This window comes from Sulfitobacter indolifex, from assembly GCF_022788655.1.
Classification (GTDB): domain Bacteria; phylum Pseudomonadota; class Alphaproteobacteria; order Rhodobacterales; family Rhodobacteraceae; genus Sulfitobacter; species Sulfitobacter indolifex.
Genome location: NZ_CP084952.1, coordinates 257,191 through 283,142 on the forward strand (window position 1 = coordinate 257,191; position 25,952 = coordinate 283,142).

The following is a 25,952-nucleotide window of genomic DNA, read 5'->3' on the forward strand; positions in this document are numbered from 1 at the left end:
TCTATCTTAATAGCGATAGGGAGATCGCGGTGAATCAGAACGAATTTCGGCACCGCGAAGGTCAATGATGTCGAACCATTCGCATACCTCTAAGCGACCCTTGAAGCGATTGCGTCAGGTCATCCTGCCAATCGCATCGACGGCCTTCTTCCTTGAAACTTCCAGCCGTTATGCTGATCCATAGTGCTGGGTAGACACCGCTTACAAAGCTGCCGAACATTTTCTCGATGCGGTTGTGGCGTTTGTAACGACACTTGTCGTATCTAACGGCCTGCTTGCGTGACTTACGACTAGGGATGCAGGGCTTTGTGCCTCTGTCTGACAAGGCTTTGCGAAACCAATCTGCACCATAGTCTCGATCCGCGCGCAAAATACTGCATTAGGCAAACTGCTCAGCAACGCCATGGCACCGGTGTAGTCGCTGACTTGACCGGCGGTGATGATGAAACGTATGGGGCGACCGCTGGTATCAGTGACCGCGTGCAATTTGGTGTTCATGAAACCCTTTGTCTGACCGATCAGGCGTCCAGGCCTCCGTTTTAAGCCCCAAGCTTGAGGCCGTAGGGTCCGCTTTAAGGTAGGTCGCATAAATCGAGATTGTTTTATTGTCGGATGCTTCAGCCGCCAATCCAGTCATCATCCGAGCGAAAACACCCATATCGCTCCAGCGATCGTGTAGCGTCTTGGGTGGCCCATACTCCGCAGGCGCATCACACCAGCACTGCCCATTGCGATTGATGAAGATAATGCCGCTTAGAACACCTCTTTCATTAACGCGTGATTTATCTCGGCTCACTGGAAAAAAACGGCCGCAACCGCTTCATCCTTTCTTCGGTTATCCAGGAAAGATTGCTCATCGCACCCCCAAATCAATGGGGTTCGTGAATCATGACGGCAAACCAGCATCAAACCATTTAATGGGGTCCTGAACCTAGAGATCACTCAAACGCTGCGCGATAGACCCCGAGGCTGTTGGCATAGGAGTCCATGAGCGCGGCATTGGGTACAATAGTTTTGCTGGTCTTCGGCGTTTCAATCACCCCTGTCCCGACCCCATCGCCACTGCCTATCACTGCCAACCGTGCCGCCCCAAGCGCGGCCCCTTGTGCGCCGCTTTCCGGCACGTCAAGGGTCAGGCCGGTGATATCCGCGATCATTTGCAACCATGTTTCAGACTGGCTGCCACCCCCCGCCACGCAAACCCGTTCGGGGAGCGAGCCGCATTGTTCAAGCGCACGACAGCAATCGGCGAAAGCGAACCCGACCCCCTCCATCACCGCTTGGACCATATCGGGCAACTCATGCTCGCGGCGGAGTCCTTGGAACGCACTGGTGGCATTAGGCGCGTTGTGGGGGGTTCGTTCGCCCGAAAGATAGGGCAGAAAGGTAATAGGCGAGGGCTGGGTGACGTCCTTGACCATTCTCGCCAATGTCGCAGGGCTTTGACCGGCAATCTGGCCCAACCAAGCCAAAGCATCCGTCGCCGACAAGATCACGCCCATCTGATGCCACGTCTCCGGCACCGCGTGGCAGAAACTATGCACCGCACTTTCGATATTACTAGCGAAACGGTCGGTGACCGAGAAGAGCACGCCCGATGTACCGAGCGACAAAAACCCCTGCCCCGGTTGCACCAGCCCCAGCCCTACAGCCGTGGCCGCGTTGTCACCCGCGCCGCCTGCAATGGTAACGTTACTGACGCCCCATTCTGCTGCAAGCTCTGAGCGGAGCCCTCCGGCCCGCGCGCTGCCTTCGATCAAACGCGGCATGTGATCTCGGGTCAGGTCTGTGGCGGTAAGCAGCTCGTCCGACCAGTCGCGCTTTGCCACATCCAGCCAAAGTGTGCCCGCTGCGTCTGACATCTCAGATACATGCTCGCCTGTCAGCCAAAGACCCACGTAGTCCTTGGGCAGCAGCACCTTGCGCAGCTGTGCAAAAATCTCAGGCTCGTGCTTTTGCACCCACCGAAGCTTGGGGGCCGTGAAACCTGCCATGACGATATTACCGCCGATGCCCCGGAAATCAGCTCGCGCTTCCAGCTCGGCGCATTCGGCATGAGACCGTCCATCGTTCCATAGGATCGCGGGGCGTAGGGGTTGGTCGCTTGCATCAAGCAGCGTGGCCCCATGCATCTGTCCTGAAACAGAGATGCCGCGCAGCGCGGCGAACTCGGCCGGGGCGGCGGCACGGACCTGCGCAATCGCAGCCTCGCAGGCCGCGATCCATGATTGCGGGTCTTGCTCGCTCCACAACGGATGCGGTCGCTGAACCTGCAAAGGTGCATGACCCTCGGCTAGGGCATTCTGGCCCACGTCGATCAAAAGAGCTTTGACGCCGGAGGTGCCTAGGTCCAAGCCAAGATAGGTCATACAGTACTCGTTACTTCACAAAGGGAGAAAGGCCACCGGCAGAGTGCCGGTGGCGGCATTTATCAGAACGGGCTGTCAGGATAGTAGAAATCCATCGCGTTCTCTTGGGTCACCAGAACCGAGCCGATCACAAAAGTGCCCGAGACCGGCGCGTTGGAGGTTAGGCCCACGGCGGTCAGCTCAATCGCGGTGGCGATCATCGACGGCGGATAGGTGACGTTGGCCGGGATCATCGCATCGCCATCGGCTGTGCGCTTGATCATCTCTTTCATGCCGGCACCGCCAAGTACGAAATTAACATCGTCACGGCCTGCGGCCTCAATCGCGGCCAGAACGCCAATTGCCATGTCATCGTCAGAGGCCCAGACCGCGTCGATGTTGGGATATTTCGACAAAAAATCCTGCATCACGGTAAAGCTGTCGTCGCGGTTCCAGTTGCCGTGCTCCATATCAAGCACGGTGATACCGGAGCCTTCAATCGCCGCATTGAACCCATCGACACGCTCATTGTCGATGGTGGTGGGGATCCCGCGCAGCACGACGATGTCGCCGCCATCGGGCATCTGCTGGGCCATGAACTCACCCGAGACTTTGCCGAAGCCGCTGTTGTCACCCGCGACATAGAGGTCTTGGATACCTTCAACCGACAGGCCACGGTCGACAACCGTCACCCATGCGCCGCTGTCTGCCACGGCTTGCACCGGCGGGGTGAGCGGATCGGATTCGAACGGCAGCACGACCAGTGCGTCAATGTTGCGCGTGGCGACCATGTCTTCGATGTCGTTCACCTGTTTGCCGGGGTCCGAGGCGGTGGCAAGAACGAAGTCAAGGTCGGGATAGACCTCTTCCAGACGCTCGACGGTTTCCTTGGCGTGGAAGTTCATGCCCCCCGCCCAGCCGTGGGTCGCCGCCGGGATCGAGACGCCGATAACCTTGGTCTCTTGGGCAAAGGCGCCCGTACCGACGGCCGTGGCCAGCGCTGTGGCAATGAATGTTTTGGTAAATGTCATTTTTGCTCCTCCCATGAAGCGTTCAACAACGGCTTAAAGCGCCGTCTTCCTTTCGCGCTGTAGGATCACAGCGAGAATGATGATAATCCCTTGGATCGCCCCATTTAGATATGGCGACACGAAATCTGTAAGGTTCAGGATGTTGCCGATCAGGCTTAGGATTAGCACGCCGATCACCGTGCCCCAGACCCGGCCAAACCCACCTTTCAACACCGTGCCGCCGATGATTACTGCGGCGATGGCCTCGAGTTCCCACAGCACGCCGGTCGAGGCCGAAGCAGAGCCGAGCCGGGGCACATACATGATCGTCGCAACGCCGACCAAAATGCCCAGGGCCGCATAAGAGATAAGCCGCGTGCGTTTCACGTTCACATTTGAATAATGCGCGACATTCTCGTTCGATCCGGTGGCCGCACAATGGCGGCCGTAGACAGACCGCGACATGATGATCTCACCGATAATCACGACCAGCGCAAAGACGATGATCGGCCAACTGATCCCGAGGATACCGTCGAAGTAGACGGGCCGGTAAAAGGTCCGCAGACCAAAGTCGAGCGACAGCGTGCCCCCATCGGCAAGCCATGTCACCAACGACCGATAAATCCCCATCGACCCCAGCGTGACGATAAAGGCTTCTATCCCGAGAGTGGTGATCAAAAAGCCGTTCAACAGCCCCGCCAACAGCCCGGCGACGATGGCGGTCAGCATCCCCAGCAGAATAATAGGCACGCCGATGCCCAGACTGGGCAACGCCGCATTCATCACCAAAATCATCAGCCCCGCGATAAAGGCCGCCATTGAGCCAACCGAAAGGTCGAGCCCCCCCGCCGTGATCACAAATGTCATGCCCACCGCGATGATCCCGATAAAGGCCGACCGCGCTAAGACGTTGGTGATGTTCGCCGCGCTCAGAAAGTTTGAGTTCATTAGCGCGCCGATCAGCAACAAAACGACCAAGGCGATGATCGGCCCGAGGACGGACATCGACGGGATCCGAAGGCTTTTGGTGTGAGGTGTGGTTACATCTGTCATCTTCGGTTTCCTTAGGCCGTCATCGGCATTTGTTCGGCGCGGAGCCCCATCGAGAGGCGGACAATCGCGTCTTCTGCGATCTCATGCGGCGCTAGCGTGCCGCTCACTTCGCCAAGGCGCATGACCATCACTCGGTCAGCAAGGCCGATAAGTTCGGGCATTTCAGAGGTGATCACGATGATTGCGTGGCCCTGATCAGCCAAGTTACGCAGGAAGGCATAGATTTGCTGTTTGGTGCCGATATCGATGCCGCGCGTCGGCTCATCGACGATCAGGATGCGCGGTTCAGACAGCATGATCTTGGCCAGCAGTAGCTTTTGCTGGTTGCCGCCTGACATATTGCCGACACGCACATCCCGACTGCCCGCGCGAATGTCGAATTCGCTGATCGCATGGGTCAGCGTAGTCTCCTCGGCACCCCGGTCGATCATAAAGCCGCCGAATTTATGCAAGTTTTGCAGCGTCAGGTTTTCACGCATGCCGCGTTCCAACAGCAGCCCCCGCAGCTTGCGGTCTTCGGTGAGGTAGCAAAGCCCGGCCCGCTGCGCGTCACTGGGTTGTTTGAAATGAACTTGCTCGCCAAAGAGTGTCACGCGATCGACGCGCGCCGCCCGCAGGCCCGCCAGCCCCTCCATCAATTCCGTTCGGCCGGAGCCGATCAGCCCGCCAATCCCAAGTATCTCGCCTTGCCGAAGCGAAAAGGATACGTTGCTGGCGTAGCCGGGCACGCTGAGGTTTTCGACTGAAAGCACCACCGGCGCGTCAGCGGGAACGCCGGGTTTTTGTGGGTAAAGGTCAGATACATCGCGGCCCACCATGGCGGTCGCCATCTCATCTTCGGTAATCTCTGCCGTGGGGCTGGATTGCACCACTTCGCCATCGCGCATGATGGTGACATGGTCCGAGATCTCAGCGACCTCATCAAGCTTATGTGACGTAAACAGAACCGCCGTGCCCGCTTCCCGCAGCGCCGCGACCTGTTTGAACAAGACATCCGTCTCACGTTTGGTCAGAACCGCCGTCGGCTCGTCCATGATCAACACCCGCGCATCGCGCGACAGAGCTTTGGCGATCTCGACCATCTGTTTGTCGGAGTTCGACAGAGTGGATACGCGCGCATCGGGGGAAACATCGCAGGCCACGCGGTCTAGATACTCTCGCGTGCGGCGACGCATCTCGGCTATATCAAGCAATGCCCCACGCTTTAACTCTCGCCCCAGAAAGATATTCTGCTCAACCGTCAACTGTTCGGCCAGATTGAACTCTTGGTGGATCATCACGATCCCGGCCACCTCGCCGTCGTGCAGGCTGTCGAACCGGGCGGGCGCGCCGTCCAATTGTACATCACCTTGCGTGGGCAGTTGATAGCCCGCCATGATCTTCATCGTCGTGGATTTACCCGCCCCATTTTCACCGATCAGCGCGTGAACGGTCCCCGGCTCTAGTGCGAGGGTCACACCATGCAACACCTCGATCGAGCCGAAACTTTTGCTCACATTGCACAGGGCAAGAACGGGGTTGGGTGTCATAGCTTGGTCCACGCCGCGTCATTGGCCGAAGACGTCACGCAGGCATTAATGAACCGCATTCCGTCCATTCCCGCCGCGATGCCGGGCAGCACGCCCATGGCGTTTTCGCGGGTCGCCCCGCCCTGCACCGCACGGATCGCGTCGGCGGCTTCGTTGTAGATTGTGGCGAACCCTTCGAGGTATCCTTCCGGGTGGCCACCGGGAATGCGGCTCACGGATTGGGACGCTTCCGATGCCCCGGCACCGTTTCGGGTGATCAGACGTTTGGGTTCGCCTAGCGGCGTAAACCACAGGTAGTTGGGATCTTCTTGAGACCATTCCAAACCACCTTTTTCGCCGTAGACCCGCAGTTTCAGCGCGTTTTCATTGCCGGGTGCCACTTGGCTTGACCACAGCATTCCGCGCGCGCCGCCATTAAACCGCAGCATCATATGCGCGTTGTCATCCAGCTTGCGCCCCGCGCCCCAGCTTTGCAGATCGGCGGCTATGCTCTCGACCTGCAGGCCACTGACAAAACAGGCCAGATTGTGGGCATGGGTGCCGATGTCCCCCACAGAGCCGCCTGCACCCGACCGCGCCGGATCGGTGCGCCATTCGGCTTGCTTGACGCCTTCGTTTTCCATCGGGGCAGTCAGCCAATCTTGGGGATATTCTGCCTGAACAATGCGAATATCGCCTAGATCTCCCGCCTCTACCATCGCCCGCGCTTGGCGGATCATCGGATAGCCGGTGTAGTTATGGGTTAGGATGAAAAGCCCGTCGGTCTTTGCCACCGCAGCTTCTAACGCTGCTGCATCCTCCATCGTCGAGGTCAGCGGTTTGTCGCAAATCACGTGAATGCCCTTGGCCAAAAACGATTTGGCGGCAGCGGCATGGACGTGGTTGGGCGTCACGATGGAGACCGCCTCAATCCCGTCTTCACGGGCGGCTTCGGCCTCGGCCATCTCTTCAAAACTTCCATAGGAACGGGGGATGCCCATAGCCTCTGCGCTGGCGGCTGATTTTTCAGGAGTCGAAGACAGCGCGCCCGCGACCAAATCAAAACGGTCGTCGATCCGCGAAGCGACGCGGTGCACCCCGCCGATAAAGGCGTCATTGCCGCCGCCAACCATGCCAAGTCGAATACGCGCCATTAGTCGATCCCCAGCATCTTGCGGTTTGCCGCCTCATCGGTGCCGCCATCGGCGAAGTCGTCAAAGGCTTTGTCGGTCACGCGAATAATGTGATCAGAGACGAAATGCGCCCCTTCGCGCGCGCCGTCTTCGGGGTGTTTCAGGCAGCACTCCCATTCCACCACGGCCCAACCATCGAAATCATTGGCAGCCATTTTGGAAAAGACAGCGCCGAAATTAACCTGCCCATCACCTAAAGATCGGAACCGCCCCGCACGGTCCGTCCAGCTTTGGTATCCTGAATAAACCCCCTGCCGCCCGGTCGGATTGAACTCCGCATCCTTGACGTGGAACATCTTGATCCGGTCTTTGTAGATATCGATGTTATCAATGTAATCAAGGCACTGCAGAACGTAATGGCTGGGATCATAAAGCATGTTGGCCCGTGCGTGATTGCCCGTGCGTTCCAAGAACATCTCATAGGTGATGCCGTCATGCAGGTCTTCGCCGGGGTGAATTTCATAGCAGACATCAACACCGCAGTCTTCGGCGTGGTTCAGGATCGGAAGCCAACGCGCGGCTAACTCGTCAAAGGCCGTCTCAATCAGCCCCGCAGGGCGCTGCGGCCACGGATAGACGTAAGGCCAAGCCAAAGCGCCAGAGAAGGTCGCATGCGCGCCGATCCCCATGTTTTTCGACGCCGAGAGGGCCATTTTCACCTGCTCAACCGCCCATTCCTGACGCGCCTTCGGATTGCCGCGCACTTCGGGGGCGGCAAAACCATCAAAAGCGGTGTCATAGGCAGGGTGCACGGCGACGAGTTGCCCTTGAAGGTGGGTCGAAAGTTCGGTGACCTCCACCCCATTATCGAGTGCTTTGCCCTTAAACTCATCGCAATAATCCTTGCTCGACGCGGCTTTGGCCAAGTCGATTAGCCGCGCATCCCAGCTGGGCACCTGCACACCTTTATAGTCGCAATCGGCAGCCCATTTTGTGATGCTGTCCCAAGAGTTAAAGGGCGCCTCATCGCCTGCAAACTGCGCCAAAAACAGCGCTGGTCCTTTTATCGTTTTCATGTGGTCCTCCCTCTCCCCGGTTCAAACGAACCGGTTCACGATGTTCTCTAGAATTTCTTGCCGGCCCGAACGGGGCTGCGGGTTGATGCCGTCTTTGGCAACCTGCGCCGCGATGGACGCGAGATCACCTTCCAGCATCGCTTTGGCTTCGGGTTTATCCCACTCCGCGTAGCGTTCATCACGCATGGCCTCGAGTGTGCCATCCTCCAGCATCGCGGCGGCGGCTTTAAACCCCCTTGCGCAGACGTCCATCGCGCCTGCATGGGCCGCGACCAGATCAACCGGGTCAAGCGATTGCCGCCGAAGCTTCGCGTCAAAATTGGTGCCCCCGGTGGTAAAGCCGCCCGCTTTGAGCACCTCATAATAGGCCAGCGCCACTTCGGGCACGTTGTTTGGGAATTGATCCGTGTCCCAGCCCGACTGGTAGTCGTTGCGGTTCATATCGATGGAACCGAAAATGCCCAGTGAGGAGGCCAGCGCCAATTCATGCTCGAACGAATGGCCGGCAAGGATCGCGTGGCCCTGTTCGATGTTCATCTGAACCTCGTCTTCCAGCCCGAACTCCTTGAGGAAGCCATAGACGGTGGCGACATCGAAATCGTACTGATGCTTGGTCGGCTCCTGCGGTTTCGGCTCTACCAGAATGGCGCCTTTGAAGCCGATCTTGTGCTTATACTCTACCGCCATCTGCAAGAACCGCCCCGCCTGCTGGCGTTCGCGTCTGAGGTCGGTATTCAGCAAGGTCTCATAGCCCTCGCGCCCGCCCCAAAGAACATAATTCTGACCGTCCAGCTTGTGGGTCGCATCCATGCAGGCTTTGACCGTGGCAGCGGACCAAGCAAACACCTCGGGGTCGGGGTTGGTGGCAGCACCCGACATGAAGCGCCGGTTGCCAAAAAGGTTCGCCGTGCCCCAAAGCAACTTGGTTTTCGAGCTCTCCATCTTTGTGCCGAGATAGTCGATGATCTCTTCAAAATTCCGCAGGCCCTCGGCAAAGGTATCGCCTTCGGGGCGAATGTCAGCATCGTGCCAGCAGTAGTAAGGCGCGTTCAGCAATTCGAACATCTCAAAGGCCACATCGGCCTTGAGGCGCGCCATGTCCATCGTCTCGCCGAACCATGGGCGGTCAAAAGTCTGCCCCCCAAAGGGGTCACCGCCGGGCCATGCGAAGGAATGCCAGTAGGCCACGGCAAAACGCAGATGGTCTTCCATCCGCTTGCCCATAAACACTTCGTCGGGGTTGTAATGGCGAAAGCCCAAGTCAGACCCGTCTGGATCATAGGAAAGTGGCTTAATATCTTTGAAGAAATCACTCATGTGTCTTGGGCCTTCATCTTATCGGTCAATGTGTCAGCGGGTAAATTGTCCCGCACATAGATTGTCGGCACGAGGTCCGGCATTGGTGGCAAATCTTTTTCGTCAATCAGGGCACGCAGCACTGTAAAGGCGCGGTTAATCTCCACGTCCGGGCGCTGATCTATCACCAGATCGATATGGCGCTCGAGCAGCGCTTGGCGCGAATGGGCGACAAGTTCGTGCACCACGCAGAAGGGTCGCTTGCCTTTAGCTTTCTGAAGTGCCCTGATGAGGCCGCTGTTGCCTGCCCCCACGTTGTAAAGCGCGGTGAGCTTAGGATTTGACAGCAGCTCTTGCGTCTGCGCTTGCAGCACAAGCGCGTCATCTTTGGTCATGATTGGGTCAAGCACTTCTATGAAAGGGAAGTCAGCTTCTAGAACCTCACGAAACCCCGAGAGTCGCTCGGCGTGGTCGCGGGCTTCCATTGAGCCGACAAAGGTCTGAACACGTCCGCTATTGCCGCCATGCGACAGGCCGACAGTGCGGGCTGCCGTGCGTCCGGCTGCGATGTTATCGATGCCGATATAGGCCGCGCGCGAAGTCTGCGGCAAGTCCGATACAAGCCCAACCACGGCCACCCCTCGCGTCCGCAACTCCGCCAAAGGCGCCTCAAGCGCGGCGCTTTGCAGCCCGACGATGGCGATACCGTCAATGTCCCGTTCGAGCAGGGCCAAGATACTTTCCTGAAGCCCTTCCACAGCAAAGGCCGCCACCTTGATGACCTCGACCGTGACGCACTCACGCTGTTGATGTTCGGCGGTAAGGATAATGTGCTGATGGATCCGTTCAAAGAATGCATTCGTGCCCTGCGGGATCAAGAAGGCGAGTCTATAAACGCGACCACGCGACAGATTGGCAGCCGCGATATTGCGCACATAGCCAAGCGCGGCCACGGCCTTGCGGACCTTTTCTGAGGATTTCTCAGCAACGTTGCCTCGGTTATTGATAACTCGGTCGGCGGTGGCATAGCTCACACCGGCAGCGCGGGCGACATCGCTTAGCGTTGGACTTGGCATGAACTCTCCCCTCCCCCGCGCCGAACCTCCCAGTCGACGCAACTGAGGGTCATTTAGATGGAGTTTTTGATCGACGTCAATCATTTTTGATCGACGTCGATCAATTTCGGCGCCCAATTGAGGTCTGCCTGTATCTGACGATGCCAGTTTTTAAAGGATTTGTTGCGTCAATTCATGCGAACAGGAATGTGTCGTCGGATTAGGATAACTTCAAACCGCGGCCGTTTTGAGGAATGCAAAAGTGGACTGCCTTCCTAACTGGCCATCTACGATATCCCCGTTTACTTACGCGGCTGTCGGCGAGAGGTGCCCTTAAACGCAACTCTCGCCGATCTTCTTTTTAACTGATTCTTACGGCTGTGCTTTAGCATAGGCCGCATCAGTAAGGGGGCCGCAGGCGAGCCCTTCGGGACCGAATGCACGAAGAATAAAGGCCTCTCCATCCGGCTCTACAACACAACGCAGCGGAAAGTTGACGCCTTGTCGCAGAGCACCCACCGGGCTTGACAGCGTGACAACTTCAGCCTCGAGGAAATATTCGCCAGCTACATTATCCCCGCTCTGCTCGTTGCGCATATTGAATGTCCCGTCGGCTTCAAAGTGAGCCAAAATATCACCCGTGCGGTAGGTGCCGGGTTCGATGGTGGCTTTCGTGCTTTGTTCAGCGTCAGCGCGGTCCGATTGCGACTGCGCAGCTTGGTTAGGTGACACACCGTCCACACCAGAAGGCGTCGCCTCGGCGGTGTCCTCATCGGACGGGTCTGCCGATGTGCCGCTGTCTTCTATCTGCGGGGCAGCATTCTGTTCCTCAGTGGTAGTGGAAGCTTCGGGATCGCCGCTTGGAGTTTCCGCCGGTTCAGCCGTCGCGCTGTCAGCTGCGTCCTGCTGTTCAATGATGCGCTGCTCAACCTTCAGCAGTTCATCAGAACGCGTCTGAAGAAGGGCGGTCATGTCCTTGAGTTCCGTTTGCACATTTGTGCGCTGCTCTTCGGCAGCGGAGACATCGGATCGTAGGTCAGAACTGCGCAGATCAAGCTCAGAGAGTTCACTCTCCAGCTGTTGCTTCCGATCCTCAAGCTCCGCGACACTGCTTGAGATTTCCGCCGACTTTTCTTGAGCTTGCGCTTCTGTGCTGCGGGCTTGCTGGATACGTGTTTCCGCCTCTGCCAGTTCTTTCGACAGGGTTGCTGCTTCCGCCTGCAAGGCACTCAGCGTTTCGCGAAGGGTGCTTTCTTGGTCTCGCGCTTCTTTCAAGCGCGCGCCTACCGTCTCAACTTCTTTCATGACTTCAGTAAGAGCCGTCTGCGTCTCTTCACGTCTGGCTTCGCGATTTGCGATTTCCTGATCTAAGCCGCTCAGGGTAGAGCGCTGGCTTTCAAGTTGAGCCGTCGACTGCGCTAGCTGATTGTTCGCCTCGTTTAGGGATGCTTCGACATTTTCGGCTTCGGTCAATGCGACATCACGGCGTTCGGCCAGCGCCGCAAGTTCGCTTTCAAAGTCTTGACGCGCCGCTTCGATCTGCGCCGTCATCCCGGTCAGTTCAGTAGACAGAGCTGTTTCCGCGTCTGTGCGCTGCTCTGCCAGCGCTGCCAATTCTTTATCAAACTCCGCCATCGCCGACTCTCGCCGCTCATCAAGTCCCGCAAGGTCACCGCTTGAGCTCTCGATACGCGACTGAATATCGGTCAGTTCTCCTGACGCCGTCTTCAATGCGGCGAGTGAGGCTGCCACTTCATCGCGTTGAAGGGTCGCGGCCTCGACTTGGCGTGCCATTTCATCTTCAAGCGAGGAGCGGTTCGTCGCGCCGTAAATACCCCAACCCCAGCCGACCGCTGCGATCACGGCCAAGGCGATGAGACCAGTGCGGTTTGCGCCATTCTTTTTGCTGTCAATCGTTTCAGTTTGATCCAAATTATCGGCCATAGACGTAACTCCCATTCTGGGTTTGAAGCTAGCTCAAGGCCGCGTGATGTCACCCCCTTTGTCGCAGATCCTGGTTCAAATTTTTAGCAAGCTACGGTCTCTGATTATTATATTTGCGCGACCTGACTGCCCGCACTGAGGGGGCGGTCGACACTATATCGGGCTTTCGTATCGAAAGTTTTCGAGTGCGCCCCGGCGCAGACGCCGAGGCTGACTTTTTACTAATCAGTGCCCAAGGGTCGCCGCGTCGACGCGCCGTGGGTCTGACGCGCCAAACAGATAGCCGCTTTCACGGTCCACGAGGATCGACTGCGTTGACCCCATCACCGACTTCTCACTGACGTTATGGCCCCGTTGCTCAAGCAGGCCCACCGTGTCGAGATTGACCCCCTCTTCAATCCGAATTTCGTCGGGCAACCATTGATGGTGAATACGCGGCGCGAAGGAAGCCTCGGCAATGTTCATCCCGTGGTCGATGACATTCATGATGACCTGCAACGTGGTGGTGATAATGCGCGAGCCGCCGGGTGAACCGGTGACCATGAAGACTTCTCCGTCCTTCATCACAATTGTGGGCGACATAGAAGAAAGCGGGCGTTTACCACCCTCTACCGCATTGGCATCGCCGCCGATTAGGCCATAGGCATTGGGCACACCGGGCTTAGCCGCGAAATCATCCATCTCATTGTTCATAAGAATGCCGGTGCCGTCAGCGACCATTCCAGACCCATAGGAAAAGTTGATCGTATAGGTGTTGGAAACGGCGTTGCCATCCTTGTCCACGATCGAAAAATGCGTGGTTTGGTCAGACTCGTAAGGGGCAAGCTCACCCGGCTTAATGCTGCTCGACGGTGTCGCTGCATTGAGGCTGATTTTTCCGCGAATATCCTCGGCGTAGGCCTTAGACGTGATCTCGCTCAGCGGTACATCCACGAAATCACTATCGCCAAGATATTCTGAACGATCCGCATAAGCCCGTTTCATCGCTTCGGCCATGAGATGGATCGTGTCAGCCGTGTTGTGACCAAGGAACGAGATCGGGTAGTCTTCTAGAACGTTCAGGATCTGGATGATATGCGCCCCGCCAGAGCTGGGCGGTGGCATTGAAACGATCTCATAGCCTCGGTAAGTGCCGCGCACCGGGTCACGTAGGACCGGCTTGTAGTTTGCCATATCCTCAACCGTGATGCGCCCACCAGCAGCCTGTACGGCGTCAGCAATCTTTGCTGCGGTCTCACCTTTATAAAATCCGTCAGGCCCTTCATCGGCGATCTTTTGCAAGGTATTTGCAAGGTCCGCCTGCACAAGGGTCTCGCCGGGCTCATAGAAACCGCCGCCTTCTTTGTAAAAGATGCTCTCAGACGTCGGCCATTTCTTCAGCCGGTCTTCAAGCCCTTTGAGGCTGTCAGCAAGGCCGGGCGTGACGGCGATGCCATCACGCGCAAGGGCGATGGCCGGTTCGAGCACTTCGGCAAGCGTCATGCTGCCGTATTTTTCCAACGCCATCTGCATGCCAGCAACGGTTCCCGGCACCCCGACCGCAAGCCCTGTAAAGCGCGAAAGCTCGCTGTCGGCGTTGCCTTCATCGTCGAGGTACATATCACGGTCGGCGGATGAGGGGGCCATTTCGCGATAGTCTATGGCCTTTGTCTCGCCCGTTTCTGCGTCATGGACGATCATGAACCCGCCGCCCCCAATATTGCCTGCGCGCGGCAAGGTTACAGCCAATGCGAAAGCCACGGCCACGCCTGCGTCAATGGCGTTGCCGCCCGCTTCGAGTATATCAAGCCCAATTTGTGCCGCCACGGCCTCTTGCGCCGACACCATACCGTTTTCGGCATAGTCGGGGTGAACGCGGTCATTCCCGGAAAAAATCGCTGCTTCTTGGGCATGAAGTGCAGGGGCTGTCGACATTGTCAGGCATAGTGCGCCGTTGATAAGCTGTCTCATCATAATCCTCCCATTTGCGTTTGCGTGGCTTAAGGCTCGCTGTTTCTCGTAAAAAGTGCAACTGTAGGGTACTGAGACCGGTTTTGCTAGGACTGGGTGTCCCATAGAGTAAGGAGCCGCCAATATGCGATCCGCAAAATCCTTAGTCTGTATGGCCTTGCTGATCCTAATCGCGACGAAGCAATTGATTTAGCGTGCCGACGAGTGCGACGCGCGAAATGGGCCGCCCGGGGCAGGCTCGCGGACAGGCCGCACTAAATTTAAGCGGTCCGCGCCACTCAGCCGTTGAACCCTCGGGAAATGCGCAACACAGCCATGCTGTGTTTAGGCTTTGAACCGATGACCCGGAGATCAAAACCGGTCGTATTGCGAGACGACAACCGCTGAGCCGAAGCCTGAAGCAGACCTTCCTCCTATCAGTTTGGGGACCTGTTTTGGATAGATTATGCGCGACAGCGGCCAAAGCCCTGTGTCGGATGCCGCTCGGGTTCCAAATAAACCAGCCTCGAAATCCATCTTCGAGTGCGCAATCCCAGATCGGCCTCGCGGCTTACGTCGATCAACTTCTGCAAGGTGCCGTCAGGTTTGCTTAGGTCATTGGTAATGCGTCCCGCAAAGCCGTCAACCTTGGCCACCATTTGCGCCCGTTGATTGATCGAGACATCGATCCCGGTACCGACGTTGATAGGGCTCAACAAAAGACCTATCCGCCCCGGATTCTTCAGTTGATACTTTTTCGGCAGGCCGGTCCAAAAACGGCAACCTGTGGCGGAAGGGGCCGGCAAACCAGGCCTGCTCAGAACCCTGAGACGACCATGTCGAGGGCGCCCCGGATTTCATAGTCGGATGCGGAAAGATCTGCGATGGGGGGGCCTTTGAGCAGCGGGGAGGGGATCGCCGCCATCTCCGCAGTGTGCAGGGCATGGGCATCGCCCTCAATCTCGAACACTGGCTCCAAGCGTCCGATAACCTTTGGCCCGGCTGAAATCGGGATCAAAGGTGCGACGACGCGGGACCCGGTGTCGATCAGATCCGTCTGGAGGTCGAGCACAAGCTGCCCGTTGGATACCCGATAGACTTGAAACTGCGCCATCAGTCGAGTCGCAGCACCTGCAGGTCTGCCAGCGGCATCCCATGGGCTTCAATCCAAGCGCGGCGCTCTGAGATCGCCGACGCGTTGTCCGCGGCCCAGGCCGCGGCCCGCGCCGCCAGCACCGCTTCTCCGACTGCAGCATCGCTGATCGCGGACACGTTCAGGCCCAACTCCCGCGCGGCGGTGAGATTTTCCACCGTCAGGGTGATGTTTGTACGCTGCTTCTCAGTTGTGGTCTGCATGCCATTCTCCTGTATCACATTAAATATACACATAGGCAGTGTGTATGGCAATGGCGTTGGGGCACACGCATGTTTCCATATGATCAGCTCTGCCCCCTTACAATGCTCAAGGGTCAGAAACTGCCATGACGCGGGGTGAAAACCACCTTGACCCATGGCGCATCATTGGAAATTCCGAATATTCAACAAACACTTCCAAGGTGCAGCTCATGCGAGCTTTAACGTAGAGCAAGCTTCGTATTCTAAGAGATGTGTTGATATTCTCGGTAAACGCCCACGCCGCCCTTTGGCCTAAGATCAGGCAGCCAGAGAGATGTCCCTATTCCGCTTACAGGAGCTTGGCGCATGTTCTGGCTATTCTACAGCCTCCCCCTTGCGCAGGGTGGCGACTTTGTTATCCGCCCTTCCCCCGATGATGGTCATATCGACCTCGAAGAAATGATGATCATCGTGGTGATCAAGGGTGAGGGATGTTTTTTTAACCTCGCCGAAACCCTACGAGCTGAGCTTGATCCCAAGGGCGCCAAGAGTAGCGCCTCCCATGACCCATGTCTGAGCGTTGTTGCGCCTGTCCACGCGCGCTGCGCCGATGTTGCACGTTATCGGCGGTTACTGGGTTGGGGGGGAGGAGACACCCAAAAAATCCAATTCAACCCCAAGCACAGTAGATATTGCCCCTTGCTTTGGCTTGGATAAAGCGCAGGATCGAAGCATGGTTAATAAATCCTCGAAGCCGAAGCAGAACGGCTCCCGATTGCCGGTGGGAGAAATCCTTTCGGCGCGCGGGGCGTTAGACGCTTCTGACCAGCAGATAGAAGCCCGCAAACTGCATGAGATTGTCGAACTCCTATGGCTCCCAGAAATTTTGAGTGAGGAGGAAATGTCCGCGCGCATCCTCCGCGCTCTAGACCTTTACGAGGATCTGAAACCAGATGGCAGTGCGGAGAGCATGTTGGCGGCGCAAATGGTAGGCACCCATTCAGCGGCATTGGATTGCCTCAGGCGCGCAGCAAACGAAAATCAAACAACCGTGGGCCGCGATATGGCGCTCAAGCATGCTCATAAACTAATGGCCCTCTACACCCAGCAGCTGGCCGCTCTTGATAAGCATCGCGGCAAAGGTCGGCAAAAAGTTACTGTCGAACATGTACATGTGCATCCCGGCGGACAGGCAGTGGTCGGCAATGTTGAGACGGGGCGGCGCGGTGATAAAGATTTGCACGACGCCGAACCCATTGACCATATGAAGGATGTGTCCACACCCACCAAAGCAGCGAAGAAGAGGGCGCCCTAACGTAGCCGGTCCGAGTAAATAACAACGACACACCCGCGAAACACAGCGCCGATGCGCCAGAGCCCGAGATGCGGCGCCAAAACCCGCAAGGGGACCCGATGTCAGGCCCCTGCCCTCTCAGGCAAAACCCGCTGCCGAATGCATGGCGGCGCGACAGGCTCGGGCGCCCCGCGCGGCAATCAAAACGCGCTGAAACATGGCCTCTATACGAAAGAAGCGTTGGCGCAGCGAAAGCATGTTCGCGACCTGCTGCGGAAGGGCAAAGAGCTCATCGAGAAGATGTAGCCGCGCGAGCACTCTAGCGCAGCCTAAAGAAAATAAAGCTGCCGAACACTAGTGCGGTGCGCGGCGCTGAACATCGTTTGCTCGGGTGCTCGCAAGTTTCAAGAAATTCACTATAAGAAAGGAAGAGGGCGTTCCCGCACAGGCAGTAAACCTACGCTTCGATCAGCAGCAGAAAGCTGGGTCAGGAGCTTATAGCGCGAGACGCTGTACGCGTTCTACATCCGCAGTGTAGGAGGAGGCCAAGCGTTGCACCCATGGCAATGCCCAGCACATCGGCGACAAGGTCCGCGACCTCACCTTGGCGGCCAACATAAGGTTGGATGACCTCGATTGCTGCCCCAAAAACAGCCGCCGCGAGCGCCACCCGAAACAGCGCCTTCGGATAGAGGGCGGCGCAGGGCAGAGTTAAGGCCGCAAACGCTAGCAGGTGATGGGTTTTATCGGACCCGGGGGCGTTAGTGGGGACGTTTATAGGAATGAGGGTCAATATTGCGATGCTGACCATCAAGCTAATCGTCAGCCAGATTACAACTAATCGTCGACGTTTTGCGGCAAAGGCAGCCACTCGAAAACTGGACATGTAAAAATTATCTCAACGCTTTAGGCGCGCGGATGCGGATGCCGGGGCCGTCGTCCGGCGCGCCAATGAATTCGATGCCGGCGGCTTCAAGAGCCGCCTTTACTGCGGCGATGTTCGGCGCGTTACTATTAGGTACGCCGTTATCCGTTTCCATTCTTTTAATGGTACGGACACTCACACCACTCAATTTTGAAAGCTTTTCGACGCTTACTTTTAAAGCATGCCGAGCAGATCTGATCTGGGCGCCTGTTATCATTGACAAACCCTCTAAATGGATCTAAAAGTGCCATATGTCATATTTAGACCCCTCCCATCTTAACCACACAGTCCATGACTGGCGTGCCGAATTCAAGCGCCTTGATGGAGCCTATGCGGCGTCTACCATGCGGGCCTATCACGCCGACATCGAAACTTACACCCAGTGGTGCGCGCTGAGCGAGCGGACGCCATTTCCCGGAAGCGTCGATACCGTCTGCGCGTTTTTGCTAGATCAGGGCCGCTTCGCCCCTTCGACGGTACGCAGGCGGGTGTATGCCATCCGAAAGGTTCACCAGCTTCTACGACTGCCCGATCCAACCTTTGACGAAGACATCAACCTCACCTTCCGGCGCATTCGCCGCGGCAAAACTTCGCGGCCCCGACAGGCGAAAGGTATGACGAAAGACTATCTCGAAAAATTTCTTGCCATCCAACCTGATAACCCTTGGGGCTTGCGCAACAGAGCCATGCTCTCATTGGGCTATGACCTCCTGACGCGGCGGTCTGAGTTGGTTGCAATCACGGTAGGTGAGGTTGAATTTCGCTCGGATGGAACGCTCCGCGTCCTGATCCGACGCGGCAAGGCAGACCCTGCGGGCTACGGCCGCATTGCCTTCACGTCGAGGCGAACGGGGAAGCTTGTAGCCGAATGGCTCGACTGGCGTGGCTATGAGTTTGAGCCGCTCTTCTGCCCAATTTATCAGGGTCATGCTCAGAACCGGCATCTGAGCGACACGACCGTTAAACACTTGATCAAGTCAGCGGCAACGAATGCGGGGCTCAATCCGTGCGAGGTCGGTGATTTCAGCGGGCATTCGATGCGCGTCGGCGCCGCTCAAGACCTGCTGAAGGCAGGTCACGATACTGCTGCGATCATGCGCGCCGGCGGGTGGAAGTCGATTAATGTTCTCACGCGTTATTTGGAAAATGCTGAGTGCAATGTATGGCTTTAGCTTGCTCCGAATGCAACTGATGACCTGCGCCAATCGCCGCGTAACGGCGCGCTCACCTAACGACATCTCCAAGCCCTGGTCGAAAGCCTTCAAAAAATCGAACAGAGGCCGTTCATCCCCACTCTCCACAGACCGCCGGTAGACGGGCCAAGTTTGCCGCAAAAGTTCTGCTGCCACTGTGGGCGGGCATATAGGTTCGGTGTCTGACGTCAGCACCTGTGGGACAGATTTGATGATTTGAACAACGGAGGGTTTCTGGTTCATCGTAGCCTTTAAGGAGCGTAGATGAACAAGAAGCCCGGAACATCGAAAGATGCAGCTGACAAGCTGGTCAAAAACATCCGCCGCAAGACCCGCTAGACCTACTCGGCGGAGGAGAAGATCCGCATTGTTTTGGCCGGATTGCGCGGGGAGGAAAGCATCTCTGCGTTATGTCGCAGCGAGGGTATCTCTGACAGCCTGTATTATACTTGGTCGAAGGAATTCCTTGAGGCTGGAAAGCGTCGACTTTCCGGCGACACAGCGCGTCAGGCGACATCGCCTGAGGTGAAGGATCTGCGATCCGAGGCCATGGCTCTGAAGGAATGCGTGGCTGACCTAACCCTTGAGATCCGTCTGCTCAAAAAAAGCATGACAGGTGCTGGGGAGTTCGAGGAATGAGGTATCCAGCAACCGAGAAACTTGAGATCATTCGTACGGTTGAGGGATCACATGTTGATTGTCATTGAGAACTGACCCGGTGGGGGTGCGGACGAAAAGTTGGACTATTGTGGAGATAGTCCATGTACAGCTACGAAGAACGACTGCGCGCGGTTAAGCTTTATATCAAGCTCGGCAAGCGCGTGCAGGCCACCATCCGTGAGTTGGGGTATCCAACGAAGAACGCCCTGAAAGGGTGGCATCGAGAATACCAACGTCTGCAGGACTTGCCGATACGATCGGTGCCGCGCACGCCTAAGTTTTCGACGGCACAGAAGCAGGTCGCGTTAGAGCATTATGCTACCCATGGCCGCTGCATCTCATGGACGCTGCGCGCTTTAGGCTATCCTGGCCGAGCCACCCTGACTGCTTGGGTGCGCGAGACCTTTCCTGACACGAAGACGGTCTCCAATGCGACATATGGTCCAGGAAATCACTCTGACGCCGTGAAGCAGGCTGCTGTGGTCGGGCTATATAGTCGTCAAGAAAGTGCCCTGGCCCTGGCCGAAAAGTTCGGAGTTAGTCGGCCGACGCTCTATGCTTGGAAAACTCAGATCCTTGGCCCGGAGGCTCCTGCCATGATGAAACGCAAGAAGAGCGCCCTTCACCCAGAGCTTGAAGAGTTGGAGCGTCAGCGTGAAGCCCTGCAGCGCGACATCCGCGAACTACAGATTGAGCATGATTTGCTCAAGACTGCGAGTGAAATGATAAAAAAGGAACTTGGCGGCGATCTGCGGAGCCTGAGCAATCGGGAAAAGACCATGCTTATCGTCGCCCTAAAAAACCGGTATAAGACACCAGCGCTGTTGGCTCGGCTCGGTCTCGCGCGCAGCTCTTACTTTTACCACCGCGCTCGCATGAATCTGGAAGATAAGTATCTTCCCATTCGATACGCCATGAAGGAAGCTTTCGAAAGCAACCATCGCTGCTACGGGTACCGTCGCCTCAAAGCATATATGACGCGGGAATCCATCTCGATCTCCGAAAAAGTGGTGCGGCGCCTGATGAAACAGGAAGCTCTGATCGTCCCAAAGCCGAAGCGGCGGCGGTACAGCTCATATCTGGGAGAGATTAGCCCTGCACCGGAGAATATCATCAACCGGGAATTCCAGGCGGCAGCGCCAAATGAGAAATGGCTAACCGATATCACTGAGTTCCACATCCGAGCAGGTAAAGTCTATCTTTCCCCGATCATTGATTGCTTCGACGGCCTCGTCATAAGTTGGACCATAGGGACCAGACCGGATGCCGACCTCGTAAATACCATGCTTGATGCAGCAGTAGAGACCATCGCTGACAGCGAAGCGCGGCCCATCGTCCACAGCGACGGCGGAGGCCACTATCGCTGGCCTGGCTGGCTGGAACGTATCGACGCAGCGAAGCTCGTTCGCTCGATGTCACGAAAGGCGAGCTCGCAAGACAATGCCGCATGTGAAGGCTTCTTCGGACGCCTGAAGACTGAGTTCTTCTATCCTCGCGATTGGCGAGCCTTCACCGTGGCCCAGTTTATCGACGAGGTTGACGCCTACATCCGTTGGTATAACGAAACGCGCATCAAGATGTCCCTTGGTGGCAAAAGCCCAATCGAGTACCGTAAAAGCCTCGGCCTTATGCCGTGAAAACAGTCCAACTTTTTGTCCGCACCCCCACTGGGTCAGTTCTCAGTGACAATCAACACATTGGGAGCAGTTCGGAATGCTCTTGGGCTAATAGGAGCATGGGGCAACTCTTGGGTAACATTAAACGAGTTCAATCCGACCCGAACAGATCCCGGGTAAACACCTTGTCGGCGACATTGTCGAGTTCACTGGTATTGCGGTTGGCGAGGATCACATCGCTCTCGGCCTTAAAGGCGGCAAGGTCATGCATCACCTTCGAGCCGAAAAAATGTTCTTCCTGCAGTTCCGGCTCATAGACCACCACTTCGATGCCCTTGGCCTTGATCCGCTTCATCACGCCCTGGATTGAACTTTGACGGAAATTGTCCGACCCGGCCTTCATCACCAGCCGGTAGACACCGACGCGGCTTGGACGCCGCGCGAGGATCTGATCTGCGATGAAATCCTTCCGCGTCCGATTGGCGTCGACGATGGCGCGGATCATGTTCTGCGGCACCTCGGAGTAATTCGCCAAGAGTTGCTTGCTGTCTTTGGGCAGGCAATAGCCGCCATAACCGAAGGAGGGATTATTGTAATGTGACCCGATCCGCGGGTCGAGACTGACACCTTCTATGATCTGCCGACTGTCCATGCCGTGGCTCATGGCATAGCTGTCGAGCTCGTTGAAATAGGCAACCCGCATCGCAAGATAGGTATTGGCGAAGAGCTTGATCGCCTCGGCCTCGGAGGCATCAGTAAAGAGAATTGGAATGTCTTCACGCAGCGCCCCTTCGGCCAGTATTTGGGCAAAGGTCTCGGCCCGCGCGGAGCGTTCGCCGACGACGATGCGCGAGGGGTAGAGGTTGTCATGAAGCGCCTTGCCCTCCCGCAGAAATTCCGGGCTGAAGATGATCCGATCGCAGTCGAGTTCGTCCGAGATTCGCGCGGTATAGCCCACTGGCACAGTGGATTTAATGACGATCAATGCATGCTCATTGACCGCCAATACCTCACGGATCACCGCCTCAACGCTGGAGGTATCAAAGGTGTTCTCGATGGGGTCGTAATTCGTGGGCGTCGCCACAACCACGAAATCGGCGCCCGCATAGGCTTTCGCGGCGTCTGTGGTGGCGGTGAGGGTCAAGGGTTTGTCGCGCAGATACTGCTCGATCTCCGCATCGACGATCGGGCTCTGGCCCGCATTCAGCTGCGCCACCCGGTCAGGGCTGACATCGACCGCCGTAACCGGATTATTCTGGGCCAGGAGCACCGCATTTGAGAGGCCCACATAGCCGATGCCTGCGACGGCAATTTCATAGATAGACACGCGCCTCTCCTGTCTTCGCAACCAAAGATGTACTCTTGTGGTGGGTTAAGTTAAATAATGAAACCAACTCAAAAATCACGGCTTCGCGTCCTTCTCTCGCGCGTAGTCGCACATATAGCGGACTAAGTCATCCTCGCCGAATTAGCTGCCAATTTAGACTCTAATCTGCGGGATTGTTTGCTTGCCCGAATGACGCCCACAAGTATGACGATTACCCCCCCAACCCCCGCTTGTTTGGCCGAGAAACCAAAATTGGAAAGTTGCCTCCTGATTGCTTCCTAAGGGCTCATCATGCATTGGCCGCGTTGAAAAAACTCAAAGGTGTTGCGCATCCGATGGACATTAAGTTTTCGGGTCAATATCTGAACTAATCGTTTTGTCGCATTGCGCAAATGGCCAAGGTGGTAACGATCGTTATTCGGAGGTGCGCCAATCTACATTGACAAATCGGACTCTTCGTGCCGAGAACTGTCAGAAAACTAAGCGAGTTCTTCCAGAAGATTTAACATGTCAGCTGCAAGTGTTGCCCTGTTGAAATCTGGAGCGGCTGCCTGCCCATTGGCAGAAAGTGAGGCTCGGAGTTCGGCATTGGTTTTCAGCTCCAATACACGCTCAACGAGTTCGGCGCTGTTTTCAGGTTCAAAGATCATGCCGATACTCCTTTCTACCACGATATCAGCGGACTCACCTTCTACACCATGGAGAATTGGGATTCCCATCGCCATACACTCAAAGAGTTTCGATGGAATTACGGACTTGAAAAGATCTGTCTTTCTAAGATGAATGATAGAGGCATCAAGCAGTGACCAGTATCTATGCACGTCAACCTTGGGCACACTTTCGAGGAAAATTACATTCTCTAACCCCAACTCAGCAGCTCGCGTAATCAGCCTATCTCGATTAGCGCCATCACCCAAAAATAAGAAAGTGACGTCGGATGTTCTGGGGTCTGCTTGGATTTCAGATGCAGCATCTAATAGGGTTTCCAGAGCGTGGGCCATACCATGGGTGCCAATGTAGCCGACTACAAACCGATCTTTCAATCCTAAAGCATTCTCCAGTCTTAAGTCTCGCGGAATTCTTGAGTAACGTGACATATCGACACCGTTCGTTATCACCTGGACCTTCTCAGGAGCAATGCCACGCCCGACCAAATTATGACGAAAGGAATGAGTGACAGCTACAACTTTTTGCGCACGAGCGTAGAGAAAAAGCTCCACCTTTTCAAAGAAGTCGAGAACGGCGCTATTCTTCATGGCGCCGACTGCGCGGATGGATTCGGGCCAGATGTCCCTTAGTTCAAAGACAAAAGGCCGCCTCTTCACAGCTGCGCTCGCCCAAGCGGCGCATGCTGCGAAAAACTGTGGCGAGGTGCCTATGACGACGTCAACTCTTCGGATGAAGAGCGATGCTAAGAAGCTAGATACCATGTAGCTCTGATAATCCAAAATTCGCCGAAAAAATCCTTCGTTTTTAGTGACATACGTCCATACCCGGACTACATGGATCCCATCCATCTGCTCGCGTTGCCAAAGCTTGTTCCGATAGCCAGCGAAAACCTCTCCTTTGGGGAAATTGGGTGCGCAGGTGATAACCGTGACCTTGTGCCCGGCCAAGGCCCATTCGCGAGCGTGCTCATACGTTCTGCTTGCTGGTGCATTGACCTCTGGGGGGAAATTATCGGTAAAGAAGAGAATGTGCATTTTTAGTTCCAGCTAAGTTCGAATGTTGACTTGCCCACTTTGGTGGGAAACACGAGGCAATTATTCGGAACGCTAGCTCCAAATTCAGGATGCCATGTAGTATTCTCAAGGCGTGCTGGCGCTGTAGATTTCCACATAATAACCTGCTGTTCCGGCAGATAAATCCTCCCGTCACAAGCTCCTGTCAACTCAATGCGGGCTTTAGGATGTAGGTGAAAGCGCGCTTCCCCGTGGTCTCCAAAAGGGCTGATCTCGTCCAAGATCGTCAGTCTGTGTTCGGTCAGTGTCCACTTGCGAGAATGCACAGGTGCGCCAGGCAAACGGCGGTAACCGTCGTGCGACGCTCTCACAATCAAGGTGCCATCGTCATAGTAGGTCGAACAGTCGATAATGCGTGCCCTTCGTGCGACCCTGAACCCGCCCCAGACCTCGGTTGAGTCCTGTCCGTTTAGAACCACCGTATTATGTGCTGCAGTTCCCCGCTGCCTTCGACGTTCGGCGCCCGTTCCGTACACTGAGCATCCTGAATTGACAAAAACCCGTTGAGCAAACAGCGACAACTCGAAGGACAACGTGTCTGCGTGGGCATGTCCTGGTAAATAGCTCGGGCCAACTGCGGCGACGTCTGCAATAACGACGGCCGGGCCAAGGGTAAGGCGAACATAGCCACTATCCTCCAGATTAACTATTCGTCCGTCAATATCCGGAAGCCTAAGATTGAGACGCATTGCATATTGACGTAGCTCATGATTTTCAGGCGCTACGTTGAATGCTGCATCGTTAAAAAAGGAGATGCGTTTGTCTGGGTGTGACATAGCCATCAACCATCGCCACATCCCGCCAATATGATCATTAAGGGCAGTCAGTATATCATTTGCCTGCGGCGGTTTCATAAAGTTAAGAAGATTTATAAGGTCTAAGACATCTTCAATTGCTAGCGCGTGGTACATCGGCGAAAGCTCAAACTGGCCGCCATCTCGCAGTATTTGCTCCGGCAACTGGTCCATCAGTATTGAAATCCCGCGTGCAAGCCACCGGTCCGCTTCCGTGCCTTCGAAAAAGGCGCCTGCGAATATTAGCGCTTTGGCATTCGCAAAAAGGTGGTTCCCTAAGAGGTGCCATTCAAGTCGAGCTTCTAGCCATCGCGCCTGCACGGCCAGAGAATGTACCATGTTCTTAGAAGGTGTATTGTCTGCGAAGGCCCATTTAACCCAGTTCACAATTCTTAGTGAGGTCGGGTAGGGGTCCCAACCCACACTTTTCTGCGACTGGTTTGACAAAATCCAATCTTCCACTAAATCAGAATGCCAAGTCGCCCGCGATTTGGCTGCTCTAGCATTCATGTCGTCAAAGTAGTGAAGGTTGTATTGCCAAAGCATTGATCTGCTCGGATGTACCCATCCATCCCCTTCAATGGACCCGGAGCATCCAAGGATGGAAAAATCTCTCCTGCCGATCATGCTAGGTTCTCGTCTGGCGGGAGCAACCCAGATGCCCTCAGCCCGCCGCATTTTTGGGGGGGGGGCGAAGTTTGATTTTGGTTTGGC

General features: G+C 56.2%; 23 protein-coding genes and 3 pseudogenes. 7 read left to right on the top strand and 19 right to left on the bottom strand.

Going from position 1 to position 25,952, the window contains the following annotated elements:
• Positions 1–48: 48 nt before the first annotated feature.
• Positions 49–156 (top strand): annotated as a pseudogene (locus DSM14862_RS22030) (transposase domain-containing protein); the annotation flags it as partial.
• Positions 157–211: 55 nt separating this feature from the next.
• On the opposite strand, the pseudogene DSM14862_RS17200 reads toward DSM14862_RS22030, so the two are convergent.
• From DSM14862_RS17200 to DSM14862_RS17265, 14 genes and pseudogenes are all read right to left on the bottom strand, one after another.
• Positions 212–857, bottom strand: a pseudogene (locus DSM14862_RS17200) (IS5 family transposase); the annotation flags it as partial.
• Positions 858–938: 81 nt separating this feature from the next.
• Complete coding sequence (gene xylB / locus DSM14862_RS17205) at positions 939–2,369, bottom strand: xylulokinase (RefSeq protein ID WP_243254444.1); 1,431 nt, start codon at positions 2,367–2,369, stop codon at positions 939–941.
• Between the two features lie 62 nt (positions 2,370–2,431).
• A complete protein-coding gene (locus DSM14862_RS17210; RefSeq protein WP_243254445.1) occupies positions 2,432–3,379 on the bottom strand; it encodes an ABC transporter substrate-binding protein in 948 nt (315 codons plus the stop codon).
• Between the two features lie 33 nt (positions 3,380–3,412).
• Positions 3,413–4,411 carry an ABC transporter permease gene (locus DSM14862_RS17215; RefSeq protein ID WP_243254447.1) on the bottom strand — a complete coding sequence of 333 codons (999 nt, stop codon included), beginning with the start codon at positions 4,409–4,411 and terminating at the stop codon, positions 3,413–3,415.
• Between the two features lie 11 nt (positions 4,412–4,422).
• Entirely contained in the window at positions 4,423–5,940 is a 1,518-nt protein-coding gene (locus DSM14862_RS17220) for a sugar ABC transporter ATP-binding protein (RefSeq protein WP_243254448.1), read from the bottom strand.
• The gene (locus tag DSM14862_RS17225) at positions 5,937–7,073 is read right to left on the bottom strand and encodes a Gfo/Idh/MocA family protein (protein ID WP_243254450.1); all 1,137 of its coding nucleotides are present in this window, start codon (positions 7,071–7,073) and stop codon (positions 5,937–5,939) included. Before DSM14862_RS17225 ends, DSM14862_RS17220 begins: the two co-directional genes overlap by 4 nt.
• A complete protein-coding gene (locus DSM14862_RS17230) occupies positions 7,073–8,128 on the bottom strand; it encodes a sugar phosphate isomerase/epimerase family protein (protein WP_243254452.1) in 1,056 nt (351 codons plus the stop codon). The genes DSM14862_RS17225 and DSM14862_RS17230 overlap by 1 nt, the downstream gene beginning before the upstream one ends.
• A gap of 21 nt (positions 8,129–8,149) precedes the next feature.
• Positions 8,150–9,445: a xylose isomerase gene (gene xylA, locus DSM14862_RS17235; protein WP_243254453.1), complete on the bottom strand. Its 1,296-nt coding sequence runs from the start codon at positions 9,443–9,445 to the stop codon at positions 8,150–8,152.
• Complete coding sequence (locus DSM14862_RS17240) at positions 9,442–10,500, bottom strand: LacI family DNA-binding transcriptional regulator (protein ID WP_243254455.1); 1,059 nt, start codon at positions 10,498–10,500, stop codon at positions 9,442–9,444. The genes xylA and DSM14862_RS17240 overlap by 4 nt, the downstream gene beginning before the upstream one ends.
• A 351-nt stretch (positions 10,501–10,851) precedes the next feature.
• The gene (locus DSM14862_RS17245; RefSeq protein WP_243254456.1) at positions 10,852–12,231 is read right to left on the bottom strand and encodes a coiled-coil domain-containing protein; all 1,380 of its coding nucleotides are present in this window, start codon (positions 12,229–12,231) and stop codon (positions 10,852–10,854) included.
• Between the two features lie 417 nt (positions 12,232–12,648).
• Entirely contained in the window at positions 12,649–14,373 is a 1,725-nt protein-coding gene (gene ggt / locus DSM14862_RS17250) for a gamma-glutamyltransferase (RefSeq protein WP_243254563.1), read from the bottom strand.
• Between the two features lie 443 nt (positions 14,374–14,816).
• On the bottom strand, positions 14,817–15,068 hold the full coding sequence (locus tag DSM14862_RS17255; RefSeq protein WP_322790848.1) for a hypothetical protein: 252 nt from the start codon (positions 15,066–15,068) through the stop codon (positions 14,817–14,819).
• 101 nt (positions 15,069–15,169) lie between these two features.
• Entirely contained in the window at positions 15,170–15,466 is a 297-nt protein-coding gene (locus tag DSM14862_RS17260; RefSeq protein WP_243254458.1) for a CcdB family protein, read from the bottom strand.
• A complete protein-coding gene (locus DSM14862_RS17265) occupies positions 15,466–15,708 on the bottom strand; it encodes a type II toxin-antitoxin system CcdA family antitoxin (RefSeq protein ID WP_243254459.1) in 243 nt (80 codons plus the stop codon). Before DSM14862_RS17265 ends, DSM14862_RS17260 begins: the two co-directional genes overlap by 1 nt.
• A gap of 345 nt (positions 15,709–16,053) precedes the next feature.
• Between DSM14862_RS17265 and DSM14862_RS17270 the strand changes: the two genes are divergently transcribed.
• From DSM14862_RS17270 to DSM14862_RS17280, 3 genes are read left to right on the top strand one after another with little or no spacing between them, the layout of a single operon-like run.
• Positions 16,054–16,404: a hypothetical protein gene (locus DSM14862_RS17270; RefSeq protein WP_243254460.1), complete on the top strand. Its 351-nt coding sequence runs from the start codon at positions 16,054–16,056 to the stop codon at positions 16,402–16,404.
• 16 nt (positions 16,405–16,420) lie between these two features.
• A complete protein-coding gene (locus tag DSM14862_RS17275; RefSeq protein WP_243254461.1) occupies positions 16,421–17,002 on the top strand; it encodes a hypothetical protein in 582 nt (193 codons plus the stop codon).
• A 51-nt stretch (positions 17,003–17,053) separates the two neighbouring features.
• Positions 17,054–17,287, top strand: coding sequence for an HGGxSTG domain-containing protein (locus DSM14862_RS17280; RefSeq protein ID WP_243254462.1), 234 nt, complete (start codon positions 17,054–17,056; stop codon positions 17,285–17,287).
• Positions 17,288–17,468: 181 nt separating this feature from the next.
• Here DSM14862_RS17280 and DSM14862_RS21950 read toward each other — a convergent pair whose 3' ends face one another.
• Together DSM14862_RS21950 and DSM14862_RS17285 are read right to left on the bottom strand one after the other, a co-directional pair.
• On the bottom strand, positions 17,469–17,867 hold the full coding sequence (locus DSM14862_RS21950; RefSeq protein ID WP_407705378.1) for a VanZ family protein: 399 nt from the start codon (positions 17,865–17,867) through the stop codon (positions 17,469–17,471).
• A gap of 7 nt (positions 17,868–17,874) precedes the next feature.
• Complete coding sequence (locus DSM14862_RS17285; RefSeq protein ID WP_243254463.1) at positions 17,875–18,123, bottom strand: helix-turn-helix domain-containing protein; 249 nt, start codon at positions 18,121–18,123, stop codon at positions 17,875–17,877.
• A gap of 34 nt (positions 18,124–18,157) precedes the next feature.
• On the opposite strand from DSM14862_RS17285, the gene DSM14862_RS17290 reads away from it, so the two are divergent.
• The 3 genes and pseudogenes from DSM14862_RS17290 to DSM14862_RS17300 all read left to right on the top strand — a co-directional run bounded on the left by DSM14862_RS17290 (position 18,158) and on the right by DSM14862_RS17300 (position 21,396).
• Positions 18,158–19,078: a tyrosine-type recombinase/integrase gene (locus tag DSM14862_RS17290; RefSeq protein WP_243254464.1), complete on the top strand. Its 921-nt coding sequence runs from the start codon at positions 18,158–18,160 to the stop codon at positions 19,076–19,078.
• A 285-nt stretch (positions 19,079–19,363) separates the two neighbouring features.
• A pseudogene (locus DSM14862_RS17295) lies at positions 19,364–19,794 on the top strand (transposase); the annotation flags it as partial.
• Between the two features lie 66 nt (positions 19,795–19,860).
• Positions 19,861–21,396 (top strand): IS3 family transposase, encoded by a 1,536-nt coding sequence (locus tag DSM14862_RS17300; protein ID WP_243254465.1) that lies wholly within the window; start codon positions 19,861–19,863, stop codon positions 21,394–21,396.
• A 130-nt stretch (positions 21,397–21,526) separates the two neighbouring features.
• Here DSM14862_RS17300 and DSM14862_RS17305 read toward each other — a convergent pair whose 3' ends face one another.
• The 3 genes from DSM14862_RS17305 to DSM14862_RS17315 all read right to left on the bottom strand — a co-directional run bounded on the left by DSM14862_RS17305 (position 21,527) and on the right by DSM14862_RS17315 (position 25,784).
• Positions 21,527–22,702 carry a nucleotide sugar dehydrogenase gene (locus tag DSM14862_RS17305; protein ID WP_243254466.1) on the bottom strand — a complete coding sequence of 392 codons (1,176 nt, stop codon included), beginning with the start codon at positions 22,700–22,702 and terminating at the stop codon, positions 21,527–21,529.
• Between the two features lie 479 nt (positions 22,703–23,181).
• A complete protein-coding gene (locus tag DSM14862_RS17310) occupies positions 23,182–24,405 on the bottom strand; it encodes a glycosyltransferase family 4 protein (RefSeq protein ID WP_243254467.1) in 1,224 nt (407 codons plus the stop codon).
• A gap of 2 nt (positions 24,406–24,407) precedes the next feature.
• Complete coding sequence (locus tag DSM14862_RS17315; RefSeq protein WP_243254468.1) at positions 24,408–25,784, bottom strand: heparinase II/III family protein; 1,377 nt, start codon at positions 25,782–25,784, stop codon at positions 24,408–24,410.
• Between the last annotated feature and the right edge of the window lie 168 nt (positions 25,785–25,952).